Origin of the sequence: Streptomyces sp. NPDC005262 (genome assembly GCF_042872425.1) — a bacterium.
Taxonomy (GTDB): domain Bacteria; phylum Actinomycetota; class Actinomycetes; order Streptomycetales; family Streptomycetaceae; genus Streptomyces.
Genome location: NZ_JBIAKK010000014.1, coordinates 84,197 through 105,539, shown reverse-complemented (window position 1 = coordinate 105,539; position 21,343 = coordinate 84,197). Strand labels below are relative to the sequence as shown.

Genomic DNA, 21,343 nt, shown 5'->3' with positions numbered 1-21,343 from the left:
TGCGTACGCCGGGACGGCTCAGGCCGTGCGCGTACCCGTGTCCGTGTCCGTGTCGGGCACGAGGCCCAGCTTCACGTCCCGCGCGGCCTCCGCCTCGCGGCGGACCAGCCGGAACCACATGAAGAGCACGAAGGCGGCGAAGACGAACCACTCGCCGGTGTAGCCGAGGTTCTGGAACGCCTTCAGGTCGAGACCGCTGCCCTGCGGTGCCACGGCCGGTACGGGGCGCAGCGTGCCGGCCTGGGCGTCGCCGCTGCTGTCGGTGTCCTGCAGCGTCACCCATGCGTCGTACACGTCGTACGGCACGAGGTTGACGAGGGACGCGGCGCTGATCATGCCGAGCTGCCCGTCGGGGAGGCCTCCCGCCGTGTCGACGCCGTCGGTGCCCGTGTTCTCGGACGCCTGGAGGTCGCCGGTCACCGTGACCTCGCCGGTCGGCGCGGCGGGCACCGGGGTGTGCCCGGCCCTGCCGGGCAGCCAGCCGCGTACCACCGGCAGGGCCTTGCCGCCGTCGGTGCGCAGCATGTTCAGGACGTAGAAGCCGCTCTTGTCGTTCAACTCGCGGCCGGGCACCAGGAACTGGTCGGCGTACCGGCCGGTGGCTGTGGCCGGGCGGCCGGACGTCACCGTGTCGACCGGCAGCAGATCATCGAGAGGTTTTGCCACTCTTGCCCCCGGGGCCGGCTGCTTCGCGGCCTGCTCGTGCGACTGCACGCGGTCCTCGAAGCGGCCGAGCTGCCAGGTGCCCATGAAGACGCAGAGCGGGATGGCCAGTACGGCGAAGAGGTTGATCCCCCACCATCGCGGGGTCAGCAGGAACCGGTACACCCCTCCACGGTACGGTCCCCGCTCCGGAACCCCGGAGCGGGGTGCCGCCGACGTCACCACCCCCGGTGGCCCGGGCGCCCGCTATCCGAGGTGGCGCCGGGCGAAGTCCAGCTCCAGCCGTACCTGCTTGATGCGCTCCTCGACGACGAGCGAGCCATGCCCCGCGTCGTACCGGTAGACCTCGTGCACCGCCTTCCGGGCCTTCAGCCGGTCCACATAGTTCTCGACCTGGCGGATCGGGCAGCGCGGGTCGTTGACCCCCGCCGAGATGTAGACCGGCGCCCGCACGGCGTCGACGTACGTCAGCGGGGACGACGCCTCGAACCGCTCCGGCACCTCCTCCGGCGTGCCGCCCAGCAGCGTGCGGTCCATCGCCTTCAGTGCCTCCATCTCGTCGTGGTACGCCGTGACGTAGTCCCCGACCGGGACCGCGGCCAGACCCAGCGCCCATTCCTCCGGCTGCGTACCGAGGCCGAGCAGCGTCAGGTAGCCGCCCCACGAGCCCCCGGCCAGGACGAGTTTCGCGGGGTCCGCCAGCCCGGACTTCACCGCCCACTCCCGGACCGCCGCGATGTCCTCGAGCTCGATCAGGCCGACCCGGTGCTTGAGCGCGTCCGTCCAGGCCCGCCCGTACCCCGTCGAGCCGCGGTAGTTGACGCGGACGACCGCGTAGCCATGGTCCACCCAGGCAGCGGGCCCGGATGCGAAGGCGTCGCTGTCGTGCCAGGTCGGACCGCCGTGGATCTCGAAGACGGTCGGAAACGGACCCTCGGCCGGGGCCGCGGGCCGCTGCACGAGCGCGTGGATCCGGCCGCCGGGTCCGTCCACCCACACGTCCTCCACCGGCACGGATGCCGGAGCCTTCGCACCCGGCGGGTCGAGCACCACCGCACCCGTCGTGGACCGCACGGCGGGAGGCTGGGCGGCGGACGACCACAGGTACTCCACGGTGCCGTCCGGGCGGGCCGTGGCACCCGACACCGATCCGGCAGGTGTCTCCACCCGAACCGGGGCGCTTTCGGCCCCCGGCTCGTACCGCCACAGGTCGCTGCGGGCCTCGAAGTCGTGCTCGATCAGCAGCGCGGAGCCGTCCGGATACCACTCGGCGCCCACATCACCGGGCAAATCGATCGCAAGAGCCGTCTCCGTCCCCGCCACCGGGTCCCAGATCATCGGCTCCCAGCGGCCCCGCCGCTGATGCCCGACCAGGAGCCGGGTGTCGCCGGCCACCGGCGCGAAGCCCAGCACCGACAGGCCCAGCTCCTTCGTACCGCCCTCGGTGTCGTCGAGCTCGGCGACCGTTGTCCCGTCCGGCCGCACCACGCGCAGCGCCGAATGCATCGCGTCGCCGTGCTCGGTGTGCTCCAGGGCGATCAGCGTCCCGTCGTGCGACAGGTCCCCGACGCCCGCCGACTCGCGGTGCCGGTAGATCTCGACGGGCGGAGCCCCGGGGCGTACGACATGGATCGTCGTCCCGTCCTCATCGGTCGACCGGCCGACCACAGCCGTGCCGTCCCGCCCGATCGCGAGCCCCGCCGGGTACGAGGGTTCGAGCCCCGGAGCCGCGGGCTCGTCCGCCGCCTCTCCGCTCCCGCCGCCGTGGAACGGCTGGCGCATCCACACCCCGAACTCGTCGCCGTCGGTGTCGTCGAACCACCAGATCGTCTCGCCGTCCGGCGTCAGTATCCCGTCCGTCGTCCCGTTCGGCCGGTCGGTGACCTGTCGCTGTTCCCCGGTCGACCGGTCCCACGCGTACAGCTCGTACGTCCCCGTCGCGTTGGAGACGAACAGCGCACGGTCCGGCGCGTCCTCCGCCCAGTCGGGCAACGACACCCGGGGCGCCCGGAAGCGCTGCTCCCACTCCGGAACGGAATCGGTCGTCTGCGCCGGAACGGAATCGGTCGTCGAGCCAGTGATCTCAGTCATGCCCCCCATTCTGCGCCGGGGGCCGGACACTCGGCTCGCATCGTCCGCAGCCTGTGGACAACTCCCCGGCCGGCCGGGGAAGCGGCATCGCGCACGCGGCCCGGCTGGCGGTCTGTCAGGTTGTCGCCGGTGCGGATGCGGGGCCGGCCCGGTCCCAGCCGGGGGAACGGACGTCGACGGTGAGGGTGCCCCTTGCGACCTCCTCGCCACAGGTGCGGCAGATCCACGCGGTGTCCAGGTCGTGCCCGTGTGCGTCGTCACCCTCGGCACGGCTCCCCGTGTCCGTGGTGGCCACCGGCTCATGGACCATGACGATCGGCGGCTCCTCGTGCACCCAGCGGTCGCCCCAGTCCAGCAGGGCCCGGATCACCGGAGCGAGGTCCCGGCCCGCGTCGGTCAGGTGGTACTCGTGGCGCGGCGGCCGTTCGTTGTACAGGCGCCGCCCGACCACCCCGGCGTGTTCCAGTGACCGCAGCCGGGCCGCGAGCCGGTCCCGGGGGGCACCGGTGTTCCGGGCGATCGCCTCGAACCGGTGATTGCCGAAGAAGATCTCGCGCACCGCGAGCAGCGTCCACTTCTCGCCCACCACCTGCAGGGCGGCGGCGGCGGAACACGGGCGGCCGGGCAGTGCGCCGATGTCGATACGGCTGCCGGAACCATTCATTGCACTCACCCCTACAAGGTTGCCATCTCAAACTTACTGGCGCTACCTTGCCGTCATGACAGTTGGAAAATCAAACTCACTTGCGGACGCGGCCGACCCGGGGCCGCCCGCGGAGCCTGGGCCGCCCATGGCGAGCAGGCCCGCGAACGGCTCGGCGAAGGGGTCCGTGAAGAGTCCATCCACTGGATCACGTGCGACGGCCTGGATCGTCTCGGCCGGGGTCTTCGTCGTGAACCTCGACCTGTTCATCGTCAATGTGGCCGTCCCCGCCCTCGGTGACACCTTCGACGGCAGCTCGCTCGCCTCGCTGTCCTGGGTGCTCAACGCGTACGCGATCGTCTTCGCCGCGCTGCTCGTCGTCGCAGGCCGGCTCGCGGACCGGTACGGTCACCGGCGCGGCTTCCTCCTCGGCCTGGCGGCCTTCACCGTGGCCTCCGTGCTGTGTGCCGTCGCTCCCGGGGTCGGCTGGCTGGTCGCCGCCCGTGCCCTGCAGGCGGCCGGAGCCGCCGCCCTGATGCCCACCTCGCTGGCCCTGCTGCTGGTCAACACCGCGCCGGAGCGCCGGCCGCAGGCCATCCGCAGCTGGGCGGCGATCGGAGGCATCGCCGCCGGTCTGGGTCCCGTGATCGGCGGGCTGCTCGTGGAGGCCGACTGGCGCTGGGTGTTCCTCGTCAACGTGCCGGTCGGTGCGGTCGGCCTGGTGGCCGGGGCCCGGCTGCTGCCCGATGCCCGCCCGGACCGCGACGGGCGGCTGCCGGACCTGGTCGGCGCCGCGCTGCTCACCCTCGCCATCGGCGCACTCGCGCTCGGCCTGGTCAAGGCGGACGCGTGGGGCTGGAGTTCGCCGGGGGTGATCGGCTCGCTCGTCGCGGCGGTCGTCCTCTCCGGGGCGTTCTGGCTGCGCTCGGCCCGGCACAGCGCCCCGATCGTCGAACTGCCCATGCTGCGCACCCCCGCTTTCGCGGCGGCGACCCTCGCTGCGCTGCTCTTCTCCGTCGCGTTCGCAGCGATGCTGCTGACGTCGGTGCTCTGGTGCCAGCAGGTCTGGGGCTACTCGGCGATCCGTACCGGACTGGCCATCGCTCCCGGGCCCCTGGTCGTACCGGTGCTCGCCGTCACATCGGGACCCGTGGTCCGCTGCTTCGGCGCGGGCCGCACGGCGGCGTTCGGCTGTCTGCTGTTCGCCGTGGGCCTCGGCTGGTGGGCCGTCGCGCTCGATACGGCCCCGCACTACGCGGCCGGACTCCTGCCCGGCATGCTGATCACCGGCATCGGCGTCGGCTTCGCTCTGCCCACCCTGGTCGGTGCGGCCGCGGCGGCCCTGCCGCCCACCCGGTTCGCGACCGGATCGGCCGTCACCACGATGGCCCGCCAGACCGGTTCGGTCCTCGGCGTCGCCCTGATGGTCACGCTGCTCGCGGCTCCCGACGGCCCGGCCGAGGCGCTCGACGCGTTCCGGCACGGCTGGTGGGCGGCGGCCGCCACCGCCGTACTGGCCGCGGCGGCGGCCCTCGTACTGCCCCGGCCGGGCGCCGCAGGCCGCGGCTGACACGTCACAGGGAGATGGCGGTCCACACCGGTGACATGCCGGTGGACCGCCATCTCCAGCAGGGCCGTGTGCGAGCGACTTACGCGACCGAGCGGAAGGCGGGCAGATAGCCTCCCGACTGCCCTGCGGACTTGGGGTGGTACGACTCGTAGACGGGGACGGTCACGCTGTTGAGCCACGGACTGCCGGAGCACAGCTCGTGCCCCGTGAACTCGTCGACCACGCTGGAGAATGTGAATCCGGCAGCGGCCGCCTGCTGGGCGATGACGCCGTTCAGTACGTCGGACGCGTTGTTGATGGCGGAGCGCTCGGTCTCGGAGAGACCGGCGATGCAGTCCCCGCTCAGCTGGTAGAAGCGCGGGTAGCCCAGCACCACCACATGGGCCTGTGAGGCGCGTGACCGGATGGAGCCGTAGAGCGAACCGAGGCCGGACGGCAGTGTGTTCCGCATCTGCGAGACGGCCGTGTTCACGCTGCTCAGGCAGGTGGCCTCGCTGTACAGAACGCAGTCCTCCATGACATCGGCAAAGCCGACGTCGTTGCCGCCGGCCGTGACGCTGACCAAGGTGGTGGAGGCACTCAGCGCGCCCAGCTGGCTGCTCGCCACCGAACCCGTCGTAGCCCCCGAACAGGCCACGAAGGCGAACGAGGACGGTGAGTTCTGGGTGGCCCAGAGGTAGGGGTAGGCCTTGGTGCTCCGATGGCAGTCACCGCTGTCGGAGAGGTAGCTTCCCGAGCCGACGCCGGACGAGTAGGAGTCGCCGAGAGCGACGTACCCGCCGGCGGCGGCCGCGGAGGCTGCCGAGGCCGGCTGGGCAATGCCCAGTGCGGCCGAGGCTGCGAGGACCAGAGTGGATGCGGACGCCCATAATCTCCGTACTGACATCACTGTCAGCCCTCCGAAGTGTGGGGGGTGGGTGGGGGGTTGAGTGAGCGAGCACGTTTCTAGCAGCTGTGGGTACCGGCCGGTAATAGCCGTGCAGGAAGTCGCCGGATATGCCCGAATGATCGTTCGGTAGGCATAGCTCCGCGCGTAGATAAACCTCCAACTACCCCTGAAATACAGGCTGGTGCGGTGTGCCGCCAACGTTCCGTGCGGCGTGGAGGAGGCGGCGGCGTCCCGCCGCCCGGCCGGAGGCCCGACCCGGCCCTCCGCATCCGGGCCGGACCCGACCGGGGGTGGGCGGCGGCCGGCAGTGACGGAGAACCCTCGTCGGAGTACTAACCCACCCGCTCCGCCAGGAACTGCTCCCAGGTCCGCTGCCCCACGACAGCCCCCTCGAGAGACAGGTTCTCGCCGGCCCGGTACGCGCGCCCGGCCTTTCCCGGCATGCGCACCGGCATCATCAACCGGTGCTTGCCGCGCGCCCGCAGATATCCGCGGGCCAGATCGGCCATCCCGTACACCTTCGGCCCCGCCAGGTCGGGCACCAGCCCGGCGGGCCTGCCGAGGGTCAGTTCCACGATCCGGGCCGCCACCTCGCGCGAGTCGACCGGCTGGAACCGGAGTCCGCCCGGGCACGGGACCACCGGAAGCTTCGCCATCTTCGCCACCACGTCGAGGGTCAGCTCATGGAACTGGGCGGCACGCAGCGTCGTCCACTCCAGGCCGGAGTCGGCCACGGCGCGCTCGGCGCCCAGCTTGGTCCGGAACCAGCCCAGCGGCACCTTGTCCGCCCCGATCACCGAGATGTACACCAGATGCCGCACCCCGGCCCGCGACGCGGCCCGCACCAGATTGAGGGTCGCCTCGTCATCGCCCTTGGGGCCGCCCGCGAGGTGCAGCACGGTCTCGACCCCGTCCATCGCGGGCTCCACCCCCTCGACCCCGAGCAGGTCGGCGGCCACGTACTCGATGCCGTCCCCGGACTCGCGGCCGTGCCGGCTGAGGACACGTATGTCGCGGCCGGCCTGCCGCAGGAGCGGGACGACGTGGCCTCCCAAGGTGCCCGTACCACCGGTGACCAGGATGGGTGAGGTCGTCACGGTCATCTCCAATTCGTTCGTACGGGAGCCGATCTCCCGGTTGGATCAGTCGAGGTTGCGTGGTTCCACTGCATCGACCCGCCGCGACGAAGGAATGTGACACGTGGACGAAAGCGCATTGCTGATGGAGCGTTTCGAGGAGCACCGGTCCCGTCTGCGAGCGGTCGGCTACCGGATGCTCGGCTCGCTCAGCGAGGCCGACGACGCCGTTCAGGAAACCTGGCTGCGCCTCGATCGCGCCGGGACCGGTGGCGTCGAGAACCTTGCCGGATGGCTGACCACGGTGGTGGCACGGGTCTGTCTGAACATGCTGCGTGCGCGTGAGCAACGGCGCGAGGAGCCTCTCGACATACGTATGCCCGACCCGGTCATCAGCCACGAGGACGGGATCGATCCGGAGCAGGAGGCGCTGCTGGCCGACTCGGTCGGACTGGCGATGCTGGTGGTGCTGGAGTCGCTGACCCCGGCCGAGCGGCTCGCGTTCGTCCTGCACGACATGTTCGCCGTGCCCTTCGACGAGATCGCCTCGTTGATCGAGAAGACCCCGGCCGCGACCAGACAACTCGCGAGCCGCGCCCGCCGCCGGGTGCGGGGAGGAGCCCCGGTTCCCGACCCTGATCCCACCCGCCAACGCGAGGCCGTCGACGCGTTCTTCGCCGCAGCTCGCGACGGAGACTTGGACGCGCTCGTCGCCGTACTCGACCCCGATGTCGTGCTGCGGTCCGACGGCGGCGTGGCGGGCGCCCGCCACACGGCCGTGCTCCACGGCGCACGAACCGTGGCAGGCCAGGCGCTCACATTCGGGCAACTGTCGCCGTTCGCACGACCGGCGCTCATCAACGGGGCTGCCGGAGTCGTGGTCGTCGCCCATGGAAGGCCGCTGTCCGTCATGGCCTTCACCGTCACGGACGGGAGGACCGTCGCCATCGACGTACTGTCCGATCCCGAACGGCTGCACAAGCTCGACCTGACAGTCCTCGACCACTGAGGCGTCGCCGGTGACACCGCTCGCGGAAAGATCCCTGCGCAGTGCGTTGGTTCCAGCTGTCGAACTGTCGAAGGTGAAGATGTACGCGATATCCCTCGGCGAGGACGGCGCCGAGGGACACCCGCAATGCCCCCGCGTCCGCGCCCGAGGCGGCAGACGCGCCGCGCCGCTTCCGTCCGGCCGCGTCATGACTCCTTCGCCCCGGCCGGGGTCTGCCAGGACTCGGTCAGGCGCCGACGTAGTCCGCGAGGTGTTCACCGGTGAGGGTGGAGCGGTCGGCGACGAGGTCGGCCGGTGCGCCCTCGAAAACGATCTTGCCGCCGTCGTGGCCGGCACCGGGGCCCAGGTCGATGATCCAGTCGGCGTGCGCCATCACCGCCTGGTGGTGCTCGATGACGATGACCGACTTGCCGGAGTCGACGAGCCGGTCGAGCAGGCCGAGCAACTGCTCGACATCGGCGAGATGGAGGCCGGTGGTCGGCTCGTCGAGGATGTAGACCCCGCCCTTGTCGGCCATGTGGGTGGCCAGCTTGAGCCGCTGCCGCTCGCCGCCGGACAGCGTGGTGAGCGGCTGCCCGAGGCTGAGGTAGCCGAGCCCGACGTCGGCGAGCCGGTCGAGGATTCTGTGCGCGGCCGGCGTGTGCGCCTCGCCGGCGCCGAAGAACTCCTCGGCCTCGGTCACCGACATCGCGAGCACTTCGCTGATGTCGCGGCCGCCGAAGGTGTATTCGAGGACCGATGGCTGGAACCGCTTCCCCTCGCAGTCCTCGCAGGTGGTCTCCACGCCGGCCATCATCGCCAGGTCGGTGTAGATGACGCCGGCGCCGTTGCAGTTGGGGCAGGCGCCCTCCGAGTTGGCGCTGAACAGGGCCGGCTTCACGCCGTTGGCCTTCGCGAACGCCTTGCGGATCGGGTCGAGCAGTCCGGTGTACGTCGCCGGGTTGCTCCGCCGCGAGCCGCGGATGGGCGCCTGGTCGACCGACACCACGCCCGCGGAGGCGGGGACGGAGCCATGGATCAGTGAGCTCTTGCCGGAGCCGGCGACGCCGGTGACGACGCACAGCACCCCGAGCGGGATGTCTACGTCGACGCCCTGCAGGTTGTGGCGGGTGGCGTCGCGGATCTCCAGCGTGCCGGTGGACCTGCGCACCGTCTCCTTGAGGGCGGCCCGGTCGTCGAGGTGGCGGCCGGTGACCGTACCGCTGGCCCGCAGCCCCTCGATGGTGCCCTCGAAGCAGACGGCGCCGCCCGCCGTACCGGCGCCGGGGCCGAGGTCGACGACATGGTCGGCGATCGCGATGGCCTCGGGCTTGTGCTCCACGACCAGCACCGTGTTGCCCTTGTCCCGCAGTCGCAGCAGCAGGCCGTTCATGCGCTGGATGTCGTGGGGGTGCAGGCCGATGGTGGGCTCGTCGAAGACGTACGTGACGTCGGTGAGCGAGGAGCCGAGGTGGCGGATCATCTTGACGCGCTGCGCCTCGCCGCCCGACAGCGTGCCCGACGGCCGGTCGAGCGCGAGGTAGCCGAGGCCGATCTCCACGAACGAGTCCAGGGTGTGCTGCAGTGCGGTGAGCAGCGGCGCCACCGACGGCTCGTCGAGGCCGCGGACCCATTGGGCCAGGTCGCGGATCTCCATCGCGCAGGCGTCGGCGATGCTGATCCGCTTGATCTTCGACGACCGGGCCCCCTCGCTGAGCCGGGTGCCGTCGCACTCGGGGCAGGTCGTGAAGGTGACCGCGCGCTCCACGAAGGCACGGATGTGCGGCTGCATCGCTTCCTTGTCCTTGGACAGGAACGACTTCTGGATCTTGGGGATCAGCCCTTCGTAGGTGAGGTTGACGCCGTTGACCTTTACCTTGGTCGGCTCGCCGTAGAGGAAGTCCTGCATTTCCTTCTTGGTGAACCTGCGGATCGGCTTCTGCGGGTCGAGGAAGCCCGACTGGGCGTAGAGCCCCACGGTCCACTGGCTGTCCGACTTCCAGCCGGGGATGGTGAACGCACCCTCGGCGAGCGACTTGGAGTCGTCGTAGAGCTGGGTGAGATCGATGTCGGAGACCGTGCCCCGGCCCTCGCAGCGCGAACACATGCCGCCGGTGCGGTTGAAGGTCGCCTTCACCGTCTTCTTGGCACCGCGCTCGACGGTGATCGCACCGCTCGCCCGCACCGAGGCGGTGTTGAAGGAGTACGCGCTGGGCGGGCCGATGTGCGGCTTGCCCAGCCGGCTGAAGAGGATGCGCAGCATCGCGTTGGCGTCGGTGGCGGTACCGACGGTGGAGCGGGGGTCGGCCCCCATCCGCTGCTGGTCGACGATGATCGCGGTCGTCAGCCCTTCGAGTACGTCGACCTCCGGCCGCGCCAGCGTCGGCATGAAGCCCTGCACGAAGGCGCTGTAGGTCTCGTTGATCATTCGCTGCGACTCCGCGGCGATCGTGCTGAACACCAGCGAGCTCTTGCCCGAGCCGGAGACACCGGTGAACACCGTCAGTCGGCGCTTGGGGATCTCGATGCTGACGTCCTTGAGATTGTTCACGCGTGCGCCGTGCACACGGAGCAGATCGTGGCTGTCGGCGGCGTGCGGCGCAGGCGACTGCGTGTTCTTCCTCTGGGCCGGGCTCATGGTGTCTCCATCTGTCGGGCGGGCCCGCCTTCGCGGTCTCCGTCGGTGTCGCCTGGCTCGATCCAACCAAAATCCGAGCAGTACGTCCGGTTCTCTTCTGCTTCGGCCCGTGGAACCTCCGGTTCCCGGCGACGCGTCCCGCCCGCCGAAGTGCCGGACCAGCCGGCGGTACGCGGGGCGATACGGAACGAGAGGTACGCGGTGGCCGTCGCACGCATGTCGAGGCCGGTGTACGCGTCGAACCGGCCACCCCGCTCCTGCCTCAGGCCGTCGGTCCCGAGGACCTCGGCCTGCCCCCCGATCATGGACACCTCGCGGGTGGACCAGGGCACGGGAGCGGGAGCGGGGACCGGCACTCAGCCTGCGCTCATCGGTCCTGAAGCAGCCCGAGGACGTTGCCGTCGGGGTCGGTGACGGTGGCCACCAGGCGGCCGCCACCGACGTCGTGAGCGGGTTCCTTCACGGTGGCACCCGCGGCGGTCACCTCGGCGAGCTTCGCCTCGATGTCCGGCACGTGCCAGTAGGCCACGGGTGAGGTCATGCTCTGCGGTCCACCGCCCGGCACCAGCCCGATGTGCTGGCCCGCGGCCTCGAAGCCGACGTAGTAGGACTCGTCGGCCTGCGGCGGTACGCCGAGCAGGGCGGCGTACACCTTCTTGGCCTTCGCCAGGTCGGAAACGGGATGCAGCACGGTCTTGATTCCCTGGGTGGAAGAGCCGGTCATGGTCACTCCTGAAAGTCGTGGGTCCGGTCGGGGTTGTCCGGCAATCGGCAGCCCGATCGCCTCGGATGGTGATTTCTCCGTTGGCCGTTCGTCTTGACCGGGCCCAGCCCGCAAGAGAAGGAGAACCACCGGAACCACCTCCGCGCCGTCACGCTAACTGCGGCTCGGGGGTCCGCGCTTCTCGAATCCTGACCGGTCCGGTCATCTGTTTCGGGACGCACGACGGGATCCCCGGACCAGGTGCCGGGATCCGGCGCGGCTGCGCAGTGGTCGGGCCGAGCAAGGACGAGGACGGGCTGACCGTCGGACCGGCGGACGGCACGCACCCGCCCTCGCGCCATCTCGTCGGGTGCGACGGCGGCCGCAGCGCGGTGCGCAAGCGGCCCGGGGCCGCTCGGCTCCGGCGTGCAGCGCCGTCCGGGCGGTCCTGGGCAGCGGCGCCGCGTGAGCCGTTCGCGGGTTCAGCCCGCCAGCGTGTGGACGAGCTCCGCGGTGGTGACGATGGCGTGGGCGAAGGTGGGGCCGTTCAGCTCGTGTGCGGCGTGCATCATCTCGGCGCCGAACGCCGCGGTCGCGTCGGTGACGAGGGTGACGTGGTATCCGAGCTCCATCGCGAAGCGGCCCGTGGACTCGATGCAGGTGTTGGCGAGCACTCCGATCAGGACGACGTACGTGATGCCGTGCTGCTTGAGCTGGAAGTCCAGGTCGGTGTTGGCGAAGCCGCTCTGAGCCCAGTGTTCCTTGATCAGCAGGTCTCCCAGCTGCGGCTGGAAGTCCGGGTGGAACTCGCCTCCCCAGCTGCCGCGGGCGAAGATCTGCTGGCGTTGCGCCTTGCGCTGGCTGGGATTGGGGTGGTCCCAGCCGACGTAGTCGCCCTCCTCCCAGCGCCGGTGCGGGACGAACGCCACCGTCAGGCCGGCTGCGCGCGCGGCGTCGACGGCCGTGCGCAGGTTGTGCAGCAGACCCACTTCCTCGGCCACCGGCTCCACGCGCGGCCACAGCTTGCCGCCTTCGGAGAGGAAGTCGTTGTAGGGGTCCACCAACAGTACTGCTGTGCGACTGGGGTCGTAACGGTCCGTCACGATGGGTCCTCCCAGGTGGATGACGTGCGGGATCCACTATGAGTCCCCGCCCGCGACGCCGAGCAGTGGCTCGCCGCCCCCCTCAATGCCCGCCTGCGCGAAAGCGATGGGTGCCGGGACCTCACCCGCAGCCTGTTCCACCCGGATGGTTCCGGCAGACCGGGATCGGCTCACGTCCAGAGGCCGGCCCGTCTCAGTGCAGGTGAACCAAGTCGAGGCCGTGACCAGCGATGGGGCATCTTGAATTCGAGTCGACGTGGGCCGCTGCGCCAGAGACCCTCGACGCGGATCGCATTGAGGAGACGAGTTGATCACGGAGTACCAGCAGAAGCTGCGTGAGCGCTACCTCGCCGCCACCGTCATGCCGGCTCCCGAGCCGTGGCAGCCGGTGATGGACCGCAGGACTCCCATCGGGGGCGTTCTCGGTATTGGATTCGCCGTCCATCCCGACAGCGGACACGACCTCGTCATGGTCGTGTCCAGCGCCGGCCATGGACTCTTCGACGCGGTCACCGGCGAGAAGATCGCCCGCGACCGGGACCCTGACCCGGAAACGAGCACCCCCGACGCCCACCCGGACCTCACCTGCCCTGGGCTCGGCCCAATCGCGGGCGTCCCGGTACGCATAGCCGGACTCTTCGGTGGCGGACTGCACAGCACCACGCCGGACGGCTGGACCCTGGACGTCGTCAACCCCGAGTGGCCCCACGACCGCGTCATTCTCTCCGCCGACGGCGGGTCCCACAAAGGGCCGACGGGAGGGACGTGGTGGCACATCTTCCACTCCGAGAAGTCAGAACTCCGCGCAGCCGGATTCTCTCCCTCCGGCCTGACCCTCGCGGTCGCCACCAGCAGTGACCTCACTCTCTGGACCCGGCCTGAGCTCCACTTTGACGACTGAGCGGCCAGCGGGACACCACGTGAGAGGAGGACAGACGGACCGGGCAGAACTCGCCGGGATGCTGGGCGACCAGACCACGGCCTGCGAAGCCGCCAGGGAGGCGCTTCTCGCCGGAGGCGACTTCGTCGTATGGGACGGCCGCGTTCCCAGTCAGCAGCTTGCCAGCATTTACGCGGCTCGTCTCCGACGGGCGAGGAAACGAGGTGCTGAGACTCTTGCCCTGCCGTCCACCGTCGACATCCTCACCCGGCTCGGGAACGCGGTGAGATCGCTGTCCCAGATCCAGGCGACAGCCTCGTTGAGTCGAGCCGTCAGGCCTGGGGCCCGCAGCTCGACGGAATAGTGCACAGAGTCCGCGTCGGAGCTGAACCGGTCGCAGAAGGTCACACCGACGGAGGTGTTGTCCTGGCAGCGGATGGTCACGCTGGCCTTGTCGTTGGTGTCGGCGCCCAGGGAGGTCATGGACGGCACGCTAGGCCGGTGTCGCGTGCGACGTCATCGGGATTCTCCCCCCTCGGGGCACTGCCTCTCTCAACGGCCGATCGCGTTCAGGTCCGCTCGGTCACGTACCGTGACGTGAGACACTATTGCAAGCACGTGCTTGCAATAGTTAGCGGTGATGGCGCACTATCGAGACATGGCATCACTCAACGTCGGCAATCTCGGCGAGTACCTGCGTGAGCAGCGCCGCACTGCTCAGCTCTCGCTGCGGCAGCTCGCCGATGCCGCCGGGGTGTCCAATCCCTATCTCAGCCAGATCGAACGCGGGCTGCGCAAGCCGAGCGCCGAGGTGCTGCAGCAGGTCGCCAAGGCGCTGCGGATCTCCGCGGAGACCCTCTATGTGCGGGCCGGGATTCTGGACGAGCGGGAGCGGGAGGAGCTGGAGACCCGGGCGGTCATCCTGGCCGATCCGTCGATAAACGAGCGGCAGAAGAACGTGCTGCTGCAGATCTACGACTCCTTCCGCAAGGAGAACGGGTTCGAATTCGGCCCCGGCGACACCGATGACGAATCCGGCCTCAGCGCCGACGGCACAGATGCCGATACAGCTTCAAAGCCTTCACCACCCTCAAACTGAGTCTGATGATCCGGGAGGACCACAGTCATGGCCATCACCGATGACCTGCGTAAGACCCTCACCGACCCGACCCCTCTCTACTTCGCCGCCGGTACGGCCGACCTCGCCGTCGAGCAGGCGCGGAAGGTCCCGGCGCTGATCGAGCAGCTGCGGGCCGAGGCGCCCGAGCGGTTCGAGGCCGTGCGCAACGCCGACCCGCGGGCCGTGCAGGAGAAGGTGACCACGCAGGCCAAGGAGGCGCAGGCCACCGTGCAGGCCAAGGTCACCGAGGTGCTGGGCTCGCTCGACACCGATCTGAAGAAGCTCGGCGAGTCCGCTCAGGACCTGGCGCTGCGGAGCCTGGGTGTGGCCGCGGAGTACGCGGTCCGGGCCCGGGAGACGTACGAGAAGGTCGCCGAGCGCGGCGAGCAGACCGTGAAGACGTGGCGTGGCGAGACCGCCGAGGATCTCGTCGAGATCGCCGTCGTGGTCGAGCCGCGGCGGGAGTCCGAGCCGAAGCCGAAGCCGGCGCCTGCCGCGAAGAGCGAGCCGAAGAGCGCCGCCAAGGCCGAGACCCGGACCGCCGGCACCCCCGCCAAGAAGTCGCCGACGCCCGCCAAGCCGGCGCCGACGCCCGCGCGCAAGCCCGTGGCGAAGAAGACCACGCCGCCGACCGCCAAGTAGCGCCGCGGCCGATGTGTACCGGGGCTCGGGCCGGGCACCTTTCGGGGTGGCCGGCTCGTTGTCCCGGTACCTTGGCGGCGAGGCGCTCATCCATTCATTAGGCGGTGCACACCATGTTGCTCACGGGGTTCAGCACACTTGTCTGGCTGCTCTACCTGATCATGCTCGTCCTGGCCGTGGTCGCGCTGTTCCTGGCGGCGACGGCACGCGAGGATGCGTACCGTGCCGCGGACAAGCAGAAGAAGTCCTTCTGGCTGATCATTCTCGGCATCACCGTTGCCGTGAACCTCTTCGTGCCGATGCTGTTCCTGCAGCTTGCGGGCGCGGTCGCGTCGATCGTCTTCATGGTCGACGTACGGCCCGCGCTGAAGGCGGTCTCCGGTGGCGGCGGCCGGCGCGGTGGTTCCAGCAGCGACGGCCCGTACGGGCCCTACAACGGCGGGCGCTGAGCGCTCACGGGTGACGCCGATCCGGGGCGGGGGCGCGGAAGGGAAGCGCTCCGGCCCCGATCACCGTTGCGGCTCCGTTCGGTGCTCCGGTCGCGATCGAGCAGCAGGACCGCGACGTCGTCGGTGAGTTCGCCGCCGTTCAGCTCGCGCACCTCGGCGACGGCCGCCTCCAGCAGCGCCTCGCCACTGAGCCCCTCCGTCAGCTGACGGTTGATCATCGCGACCATGCCGTCCTGGCCGAGTCGCTGGGTTTCGGTCGGTCCGACACGGCCCTCGATCAGCCCGTCCGTGTACATCATCAGGCTCCACGACCCGCCCAGTTCGACCTGGCGGCGCGGCCAGCGGGCGTGCGGCAGCAGGCCCAGCGCCGGGCCGCCGTCCTCGTACGGGAGCAGCTGCGCCGCCCGTCCGTGGCGGGTGATCAGCGGGGCGGGGTGGCCCGCCAGGCAGAGTCCGGCGCGCCGGCCGTCGGGGGTGATGTCCACGGTGCAGAGCGTCGCGAAGATCTCCTCGCTCTCCCGTTCGTGCTCCAGAACCTGCTGCAGCGTGGAGAGCAGTTCGTCGCCGCAGAGTCCTGCCAGCGTCAACGCCCGCCACGCTATGCGCAGTTCGACGCCGAGCGCCGCCTCGTCCGGGCCGTGGCCGCAGACGTCACCGATCATCGCGTGGACGGTGCCGTCGGGAGTACGCACCGTGTCGTAGAAGTCCCCGCCGAGCAGCGCACGGCTGCGGCCGGGGCGGTAGCGGGCGGCGAACCGCAGATCGGAGCCCTGCAGCAGCGGGGTGGGCAGCAGGCCGCGTTCCAGCCGGGCGTTCTCCTGGGCGCGCAGTTTCGACTCGGTGAGCTGGTGCTGCGCGACGTCGGCGCGTTTGCGTTCGACGGCGTAGCGGATGGCGCGCGTGAGCAGCCGCCCGTCGAGCTCGCCGCGGAAGAGGTAGTCCTGGGCGCCGACGCGTACCGCCTCGGCGGCCAGCTCGGTGTCGTCCTCCGCGGTGAGCGCGAGGACGGCGTGGCGCGGTGCGATGCGCAGGACGTGCTTGAGGGTGGCGAGCCCCGCGGGTCCCTCGGCGCTCTCGTCGGCGCGTGTCTCGCTGCTGGGCGGCAGGGCCAGGTCCAGCAGGATGCAGTCGACGTCGTCCGTGAGGAGCCGTCCCGCCTCGGTCAGATTGCGGGCGGTCCGGACGCGGACCCGGGTGCCGGCCGCGGCAGGGAGCTCGGGGACGGTGAAGGTGCCCGCCGGGTCGTCCTCGATCACCAGGAGGGTGAGGTGGGCGACGGGGGTGGTCTCCGCGGTGGGAGCTGCACGCTGCTGCGGTACGGGTACGGGCATAGGTTCGGTTTCCTTCCCTCCCCCCGAGGGCGCGGCAGAACGACGATCGACGACCCACCAGACCGGGACGATAGCGGTACCGGACATGCGAACGGAATGGCGAATGTCATCCGACCCTTGGCATATGCGGAGCCATAAGCCGCGTCCCACCACGGATCCGGCGAGAAATACGTGCCCGTGGGCGGTCCGAGGGCCATGACGAACATCACCCCTGCGGTATGGGCGCGGGTGGCGTGCCTCACGGCGCGGTGGAGCGAGCGCGTGGTCCGGGTCACTCGCGCGGGGCCGTACCGGCGCGGCCCGGTCACCGGTCCGGGCGAACCACCCCGAGGATCTCCATCGAGCCCGCCCCCGCGAGCGTCACGTTCCGCCCCGGGCGCGGTGCGTGCACGATGGCGCCGTCGCCGATGTACATCCCCACATGGCTGGCATCACCGTGGTAAATGATCAGGTCGCCGGGGCGCATGTCCTTGACGGCGATGTGCGGCAGCTGCCGCCACTGCTCCTGCGAGGTGCGCGGGATCGGCCGTCCCGCCGCCGCCCAGGCCTGGGACGTCAGGCCCGAGCAGTCGTACGACTTGGGGCCCTCGGCCCCCCAGACGTACGGCTTGCCGATCTGGGCCGTCGCGAAGGCCACCGCCTTCTTTCCGCGCGCGCTCGCCTCGCGGTTGATCTCCTTGAGGGCGCCGGAGCCGAGCCAGGCGGTCTGCGCCTTGTACTCCGCCTCCTGCTCCAGCTCGAGAAGGCGTGCCCGCTCCTCCTTCTCCAGCTGCGATTCCAGCTTCTTCGCCGCCGCGATCTGCCCGTTGATCCGCTTCTTGGCCTTGGCCTGTTTGACGCGATTGGCCTCGAGCTTCTTCCAGTTGCTGCTCGCGTCCTTGGTGTACGCCTCCAAGTCCTCCTGGGTCCTGGTCAGTTCGCCCAGGACCCCCTTGGCGGCCTGCTGGCCCTGCCAGACCCTGTTCACGCCGTCCATGAACATCCCCGGGTCGTCGCTGAGCATCATCTGCGCGCCCGGCGGCAGCCCGCCGGTGCGGTACTGCTCGCGGGCCTGGGCGCCCGCCCGGCTCTTGAGGTCGGCGATCTTCGCCTGCCCCGCGACGATCGCCTGCGCCAGTCTGACGATCTCGCCGGACTGCTTCTTCGCCTGCTCCTCGGCGAGGTTGTACGCGTCGGTGGCGGCCCCGGCCTTGCGGTAGAGGGCGTCGATCTCCTCGCGTACCTCTTCGAGGCTCTTCCTCTGCGGACCTGCCGGTGCGGTGGTGGAGGAGGGGGAGTGGGAGGGGGAGGGCGGTGCGGGCGCGGCGAAGGCCTGGGTCGGCACGGTCAGTACGGCCAGAGCGCAGACCAGAGTGATCGCGGCAGCGGCATAGTGACGTCGGTTCACAAGCTCCCCCTCCGAGCGGATCTGATTTACCGTCAGTAACTTTTCGTGGCGTCGCGATCGTGCCATGCCGTACCGAAAAGCAACAGAGGCATTCCCCTCCATCCCGGACGAACGGCGTCGCGCCGGTGTTCCCGGTCGCGCCCCGAACGGCACCTGTTCAGCGCCTGTCGGGCCGCCGTTCGGCGCCCGACGGGCCACCGCTCCGCGCCCGTCCGGCTACCGCTCCGGCCGCAACGCCGACCATTCCACCGTGACTTCGCCCTGCCGCCACCGTCGTACCCCGTCGGTCAGCGGCCAGTCCCCCGACAGTGCGCGCACCGCGGTGATCCAGCGCTGCCGCGCGCCCAGTGAGGCGTACGGAGCCGCCGCGGCCCACGCCCGGTCGAAGTCGCGCAGGAACGCGTGGACCGGTTCGCCCGGCACATTGCGGTGGATCAGCGCCTTGGGGAGGCGCTCCGCGAGGTCGGAGGGGCGGTCGAGGGAGCCGAGGCGGGTTGCGAACGTGACCGTGCGCGGGCCCTCCGGGCCGAGCGCCACCCATACATGGCGGCGTCCGATCTCGTCGCAGGTGCCCTCCACCAGAAGTCCGTCGGGGGCGAGCCGGGCGCACAGCCGCCGCCAGACCGCGGCGACCTCACCCTCGTCGTACTGCCGCAGCACGTTCGCCGCACGGATGAGCGTGGGGCGGCCGGTCAGCGGGATCTCGAAGCCGCCGTGCACGAAGGTGAGGCCCTCGCGCTCGTACGGCTTAGCTGCCGCGACCCGCTCCGGGTCGATCTCGATGCCGACGACCGCCGTGCGCGGCTCGGCGGTGCGCAGGCGTTGCAGCAGCTCGACGGCGGTCCAGGGGGCGGCGCCGTATCCGAGGTCGACCGCGACGGGGGCGTCGGAGCGGCGCAGGGCGGGGCCGTGCGTGGCGGCTATCCAGCGGTCCATGCGGCGGAGCCGGTTCGGGTTGGTGGTCCCGCGGGTCGCGGTGCCGATGGGGCGCATGACAGCGAGCCTAACGATCCCGCGGGCCCGGGCGGGCCGTGGTGACGCGCCGTAGCTGATCGTAATGATTTGGCAAAACGGAAACGGAAGCGGAAATGAAAGGGCGCGTTCCGCTGTTTCAGGCTTCCGAGGGGGCGCATGCCCCTTCAGTGTCATGCCCCGAGCGAGGAGGACCGGACGACGTGAGCCAGTACGTCTCTCGGCTCGGCAGCAACCGCATGGCGCCACGCCTGAGGTTTCCCGGCGCCTTCCCCGGCAGCCACCGCAAACCGCGGCGTATCGCGATGCTCTCCGTGCACACGTCCCCGCTGCACCAGCCGGGCACGGGCGACGCGGGCGGCATGAACGTCTACATCGTGGAGCTGGCCAGACGGCTCGCCGCGATCAACATCGAGGTGGAGATATTCACCCGGGCCACCACCGGCGCCCTGCCCCCGGCGGTCGAGCTGGCGCCCGGCGTCCTGGTGCGGCACGTCGACGCGGGGCCGTACGAAGGCCTGGCCAAGGAGGACCTGCCGGCGCAGCTCTGCGCCTTCACCCACGGGGTGATGCAGGCCTGGGCCGGCCAGCGCCCCGGCTACTACGACCTGGTCCACTCCCACTACTGGCTCTCCGGCCATGTCGGCTGGCTCGCCGCGCAGCGCTGGGGTGTACCCCTCGTGCACGCCATGCACACCATGGCGAAGGTGAAGAACGCGGCGCTCGCCGAGGGTGACACCCCCGAGCCGGCCGCCCGGGTCATCGGCGAGACCCAGATCGTCAGCGCCGCCGACCGGCTGATCGCGAACACCGCGGAGGAGGCGGACGAACTCGTCCGGTTCTACGAGGCCGATCCGTCGGCTGTCGCCGTCGTCCACCCCGGGGTCAACCTGGAACGCTTCCGCCCCGCGGACGGCCGGGCCGCCGCCCGGAACCGCCTCGGACTGCCCCAGGACGCCTTCGTCCCGGTCTTCGCCGGCCGTATCCAGCCGCTGAAGGCCCCCGATGTGCTGCTGCGTGCGGTGGCCGTGCTGCTGGACCGCGATCCGTCGCTGCGGACCCGGATGGTCGTACCGGTGGTCGGCGGCCCCAGCGGCAGCGGGCTCGCGAAGCCGGAGGGCCTGCAGAAGCTGGCGGCGCGGCTCGGGATCACGGATGTCGTACGGTTTCACCCGCCGGTCGGGCAGGACCAGCTCGCCGACTGGTTCCGGGCCGCGTCCGTGCTGGTCATGCCCTCGTACAGCGAATCCTTCGGCCTGGTCGCCATCGAGGCGCAGGCGGCCGGCACCCCGGTCGTCGCGGCCGCCGTCGGCGGCCTGCCGGTGGCGGTACGGGACGGGGCGAGCGGCTTCCTGATCCCCGGGCACGACCCGCAGGCGTACGCGCAGCAGCTGGCCCGGTTCGCCGAGTCGCCGGAGCTCGTCGCCAGGATGGGTGCGGCGGCCGCCGCGCATGCGCAGGGCTTCGGCTGGGACACGGCGGCGTCCGCGACCGCCGACGTCTACACGGCCGCGCTGCACGAGCACCGCCGTCGGGTACGCCTGCACCACGGCTGAGGCACGGGTGAGCCCATGACCGAGGCACGCGAGCGTCACGGCGGACCCGTGTGCACCCACGCCCCATGTGCCGTCCCGGCCGACGCCCGTGCGCAGCCACCGCTGACGTACGCTCACCCCATGGCTGACGTATCCGCCGCAGCGGCAACAGCGCAGGTCATCGAGACGACGTTGAAGGACGCCGAGCTCGAGTGGGAGAGCCCCGAGTCCGGCAGCTACGTCGTGAAGCTGCCCGGCACCCGCAAGCTGTCCACCACCTGCTCCCTCATCGTCGGCGCGCACTCGCTCTCCCTCAACGCGTTCGTCATCCGCCACCCGGACGAGAACGACGCGGCGGTCCACCGCTGGCTGCTGGAGCGCAACCTGCGGCTCTTCGGCGTGAGTTACGCGATCGACCGGCTCGGCGACATCTATCTCGTCGGCCGGCTGCCGCTCTCCGTGGTCACCCCCGAGGAGCTGGACCGGCTGCTCGGTGTCGTCCTCGAAGCGGCCGACGGCTCCTTCAACACGCTGCTGGAGCTGGGTTTCGCGAGCGCGATCCGCAAGGAGTACGCCTGGCGGGTGTCGCGCGGGGAGTCCACGCGGAATCTGGACGCGTTCACGCATCTGACCCAGCGCACCACCAACTGACCTTCTCGGTCG

21 protein-coding genes are annotated in these 21,343 nt (G+C 70.6%); 8 read left to right on the top strand and 13 right to left on the bottom strand.

The window, feature by feature from the left end:
* Positions 1 to 18: 18 nt before the first annotated feature.
* The 3 genes from ACFYP5_RS28805 to ACFYP5_RS28795 form a co-directional block, all read right to left on the bottom strand.
* Complete coding sequence (locus ACFYP5_RS28805) at positions 19 to 828, bottom strand: SURF1 family protein (RefSeq protein ID WP_389041460.1); 810 nt, start codon at positions 826 to 828, stop codon at positions 19 to 21.
* Positions 829 to 909: 81 nt separating this feature from the next.
* On the bottom strand, positions 910 to 2,763 hold the full coding sequence (locus tag ACFYP5_RS28800; protein ID WP_389041458.1) for a S9 family peptidase: 1,854 nt from the start codon (positions 2,761 to 2,763) through the stop codon (positions 910 to 912).
* Positions 2,764 to 2,869: 106 nt separating this feature from the next.
* Entirely contained in the window at positions 2,870 to 3,418 is a 549-nt protein-coding gene (locus ACFYP5_RS28795) for a winged helix-turn-helix transcriptional regulator (protein ID WP_389041609.1), read from the bottom strand.
* Between the two features lie 166 nt (positions 3,419 to 3,584).
* Here ACFYP5_RS28795 and ACFYP5_RS28790 point away from each other — a divergent pair, with 166 nt between their 5' ends.
* Positions 3,585 to 4,967 carry a DHA2 family efflux MFS transporter permease subunit gene (locus ACFYP5_RS28790; protein WP_389041456.1) on the top strand — a complete coding sequence of 461 codons (1,383 nt, stop codon included), beginning with the start codon at positions 3,585 to 3,587 and terminating at the stop codon, positions 4,965 to 4,967.
* A gap of 79 nt (positions 4,968 to 5,046) precedes the next feature.
* Here ACFYP5_RS28790 and ACFYP5_RS28785 read toward each other — a convergent pair whose 3' ends face one another.
* Both ACFYP5_RS28785 and ACFYP5_RS28780 read right to left on the bottom strand, forming a co-directional pair.
* Complete coding sequence (locus ACFYP5_RS28785) at positions 5,047 to 5,853, bottom strand: SGNH/GDSL hydrolase family protein (protein WP_389041607.1); 807 nt, start codon at positions 5,851 to 5,853, stop codon at positions 5,047 to 5,049.
* A 335-nt stretch (positions 5,854 to 6,188) separates the two neighbouring features.
* A complete protein-coding gene (locus ACFYP5_RS28780) occupies positions 6,189 to 6,959 on the bottom strand; it encodes an SDR family oxidoreductase (RefSeq protein WP_389041454.1) in 771 nt (256 codons plus the stop codon).
* Positions 6,960 to 7,056: 97 nt separating this feature from the next.
* Between ACFYP5_RS28780 and ACFYP5_RS28775 the strand changes: the two genes are divergently transcribed.
* On the top strand, positions 7,057 to 7,941 hold the full coding sequence (locus ACFYP5_RS28775; protein ID WP_389041452.1) for a sigma-70 family RNA polymerase sigma factor: 885 nt from the start codon (positions 7,057 to 7,059) through the stop codon (positions 7,939 to 7,941).
* Positions 7,942 to 8,167: 226 nt separating this feature from the next.
* On the opposite strand, the gene ACFYP5_RS28770 is transcribed toward ACFYP5_RS28775, so the two are convergent.
* The 4 genes from ACFYP5_RS28770 to ACFYP5_RS28755 all read right to left on the bottom strand — a co-directional run bounded on the left by ACFYP5_RS28770 (position 8,168) and on the right by ACFYP5_RS28755 (position 12,364).
* A complete protein-coding gene (locus ACFYP5_RS28770; RefSeq protein ID WP_389041450.1) occupies positions 8,168 to 10,558 on the bottom strand; it encodes an ATP-binding cassette domain-containing protein in 2,391 nt (796 codons plus the stop codon).
* Positions 10,555 to 10,863 carry a hypothetical protein gene (locus ACFYP5_RS28765; RefSeq protein ID WP_389041448.1) on the bottom strand — a complete coding sequence of 103 codons (309 nt, stop codon included), beginning with the start codon at positions 10,861 to 10,863 and terminating at the stop codon, positions 10,555 to 10,557. Before ACFYP5_RS28765 ends, ACFYP5_RS28770 begins: the two co-directional genes overlap by 4 nt.
* Before the next feature lie 62 nt (positions 10,864 to 10,925).
* Positions 10,926 to 11,282 carry a VOC family protein gene (locus tag ACFYP5_RS28760; protein ID WP_389041446.1) on the bottom strand — a complete coding sequence of 119 codons (357 nt, stop codon included), beginning with the start codon at positions 11,280 to 11,282 and terminating at the stop codon, positions 10,926 to 10,928.
* A 461-nt stretch (positions 11,283 to 11,743) separates the two neighbouring features.
* The gene (locus ACFYP5_RS28755) at positions 11,744 to 12,364 is read right to left on the bottom strand and encodes an isochorismatase family cysteine hydrolase (RefSeq protein WP_389041444.1); all 621 of its coding nucleotides are present in this window, start codon (positions 12,362 to 12,364) and stop codon (positions 11,744 to 11,746) included.
* Positions 12,365 to 12,671: 307 nt separating this feature from the next.
* Here ACFYP5_RS28755 and ACFYP5_RS28750 point away from each other — a divergent pair, with 307 nt between their 5' ends.
* Positions 12,672 to 13,265: a hypothetical protein gene (locus ACFYP5_RS28750; RefSeq protein WP_389041442.1), complete on the top strand. Its 594-nt coding sequence runs from the start codon at positions 12,672 to 12,674 to the stop codon at positions 13,263 to 13,265.
* A gap of 168 nt (positions 13,266 to 13,433) precedes the next feature.
* Here the strand turns inward: ACFYP5_RS28750 and ACFYP5_RS28745 are convergent, their stop codons facing one another.
* Positions 13,434 to 13,727, bottom strand: coding sequence for a DUF6228 family protein (locus tag ACFYP5_RS28745; protein ID WP_389041440.1), 294 nt, complete (start codon positions 13,725 to 13,727; stop codon positions 13,434 to 13,436).
* A 175-nt stretch (positions 13,728 to 13,902) separates the two neighbouring features.
* Between ACFYP5_RS28745 and ACFYP5_RS28740 the strand changes: the two genes are divergently transcribed.
* The 3 genes from ACFYP5_RS28740 to ACFYP5_RS28730 all read left to right on the top strand — a co-directional run bounded on the left by ACFYP5_RS28740 (position 13,903) and on the right by ACFYP5_RS28730 (position 15,455).
* Complete coding sequence (locus ACFYP5_RS28740) at positions 13,903 to 14,343, top strand: helix-turn-helix domain-containing protein (protein WP_389041438.1); 441 nt, start codon at positions 13,903 to 13,905, stop codon at positions 14,341 to 14,343.
* 27 nt (positions 14,344 to 14,370) lie between these two features.
* Positions 14,371 to 15,006, top strand: a complete 636-nt coding sequence (locus ACFYP5_RS28735) for a hypothetical protein (RefSeq protein ID WP_389041436.1) — start codon at positions 14,371 to 14,373, stop codon at positions 15,004 to 15,006.
* Positions 15,007 to 15,119: 113 nt separating this feature from the next.
* Positions 15,120 to 15,455 carry a DUF2516 family protein gene (locus ACFYP5_RS28730; protein WP_030929444.1) on the top strand — a complete coding sequence of 112 codons (336 nt, stop codon included), beginning with the start codon at positions 15,120 to 15,122 and terminating at the stop codon, positions 15,453 to 15,455.
* On the opposite strand, the gene ACFYP5_RS28725 is transcribed toward ACFYP5_RS28730, so the two are convergent.
* The 3 genes from ACFYP5_RS28725 to ACFYP5_RS28715 all read right to left on the bottom strand — a co-directional run bounded on the left by ACFYP5_RS28725 (position 15,437) and on the right by ACFYP5_RS28715 (position 19,166).
* Positions 15,437 to 16,786 carry a PP2C family protein-serine/threonine phosphatase gene (locus ACFYP5_RS28725; RefSeq protein WP_389041434.1) on the bottom strand — a complete coding sequence of 450 codons (1,350 nt, stop codon included), beginning with the start codon at positions 16,784 to 16,786 and terminating at the stop codon, positions 15,437 to 15,439. The two genes, ACFYP5_RS28730 and ACFYP5_RS28725, sit on opposite strands and share 19 nt — an antisense overlap.
* A 304-nt stretch (positions 16,787 to 17,090) precedes the next feature.
* Positions 17,091 to 18,173, bottom strand: a complete 1,083-nt coding sequence (locus ACFYP5_RS28720; RefSeq protein ID WP_389041432.1) for a C40 family peptidase — start codon at positions 18,171 to 18,173, stop codon at positions 17,091 to 17,093.
* 216 nt (positions 18,174 to 18,389) lie between these two features.
* Positions 18,390 to 19,166, bottom strand: a complete 777-nt coding sequence (locus ACFYP5_RS28715; protein WP_389041430.1) for a class I SAM-dependent methyltransferase — start codon at positions 19,164 to 19,166, stop codon at positions 18,390 to 18,392.
* A 182-nt stretch (positions 19,167 to 19,348) separates the two neighbouring features.
* On the opposite strand from ACFYP5_RS28715, the gene mshA reads away from it, so the two are divergent.
* Entirely contained in the window at positions 19,349 to 20,701 is a 1,353-nt protein-coding gene (gene mshA, locus ACFYP5_RS28710) for a D-inositol-3-phosphate glycosyltransferase (protein ID WP_389041428.1), read from the top strand.
* A 120-nt stretch (positions 20,702 to 20,821) separates the two neighbouring features.
* Positions 20,822 to 21,331 (top strand): YbjN domain-containing protein, encoded by a 510-nt coding sequence (locus tag ACFYP5_RS28705; protein WP_389041426.1) that lies wholly within the window; start codon positions 20,822 to 20,824, stop codon positions 21,329 to 21,331.
* The last annotated feature ends 12 nt before the right edge of the window (positions 21,332 to 21,343 follow it).

Bases quoted from the DNA above. Each gene is read 5' to 3' on its own strand.
- ACFYP5_RS28770 (WP_389041450.1), bottom strand. From the start codon at position 10,558: ATGAGCCCGGCCCAGAGGAAGAACACGCAGTCGCCTGCGCCGCACGCC.
- ACFYP5_RS28780 (WP_389041454.1), bottom strand. From the start codon at position 6,959: ATGACCGTGACGACCTCACCCATCCTGGTCACCGGTGGTACGGGCACC.
- ACFYP5_RS28785 (WP_389041607.1), bottom strand. From the start codon at position 5,853: ATGTCAGTACGGAGATTATGGGCGTCCGCATCCACTCTGGTCCTCGCA.
- ACFYP5_RS28800 (WP_389041458.1), bottom strand. From the start codon at position 2,763: ATGGGGGGCATGACTGAGATCACTGGCTCGACGACCGATTCCGTTCCG.
- ACFYP5_RS28725 (WP_389041434.1), bottom strand. From the start codon at position 16,786: ATGCCCGTACCCGTACCGCAGCAGCGTGCAGCTCCCACCGCGGAGACC.
- ACFYP5_RS28735 (WP_389041436.1), top strand. From the start codon at position 14,371: ATGGCCATCACCGATGACCTGCGTAAGACCCTCACCGACCCGACCCCT.
- ACFYP5_RS28795 (WP_389041609.1), bottom strand. From the start codon at position 3,418: ATGAATGGTTCCGGCAGCCGTATCGACATCGGCGCACTGCCCGGCCGC.
- ACFYP5_RS28740 (WP_389041438.1), top strand. From the start codon at position 13,903: ATGGCATCACTCAACGTCGGCAATCTCGGCGAGTACCTGCGTGAGCAG.
- ACFYP5_RS28760 (WP_389041446.1), bottom strand. From the start codon at position 11,282: ATGACCGGCTCTTCCACCCAGGGAATCAAGACCGTGCTGCATCCCGTT.
- ACFYP5_RS28730 (WP_030929444.1), top strand. From the start codon at position 15,120: ATGTTGCTCACGGGGTTCAGCACACTTGTCTGGCTGCTCTACCTGATC.
- ACFYP5_RS28705 (WP_389041426.1), top strand. From the start codon at position 20,822: ATGGCTGACGTATCCGCCGCAGCGGCAACAGCGCAGGTCATCGAGACG.
- ACFYP5_RS28765 (WP_389041448.1), bottom strand. From the start codon at position 10,863: ATGATCGGGGGGCAGGCCGAGGTCCTCGGGACCGACGGCCTGAGGCAG.
- ACFYP5_RS28745 (WP_389041440.1), bottom strand. From the start codon at position 13,727: ATGACCTCCCTGGGCGCCGACACCAACGACAAGGCCAGCGTGACCATC.
- ACFYP5_RS28715 (WP_389041430.1), bottom strand. From the start codon at position 19,166: ATGCGCCCCATCGGCACCGCGACCCGCGGGACCACCAACCCGAACCGG.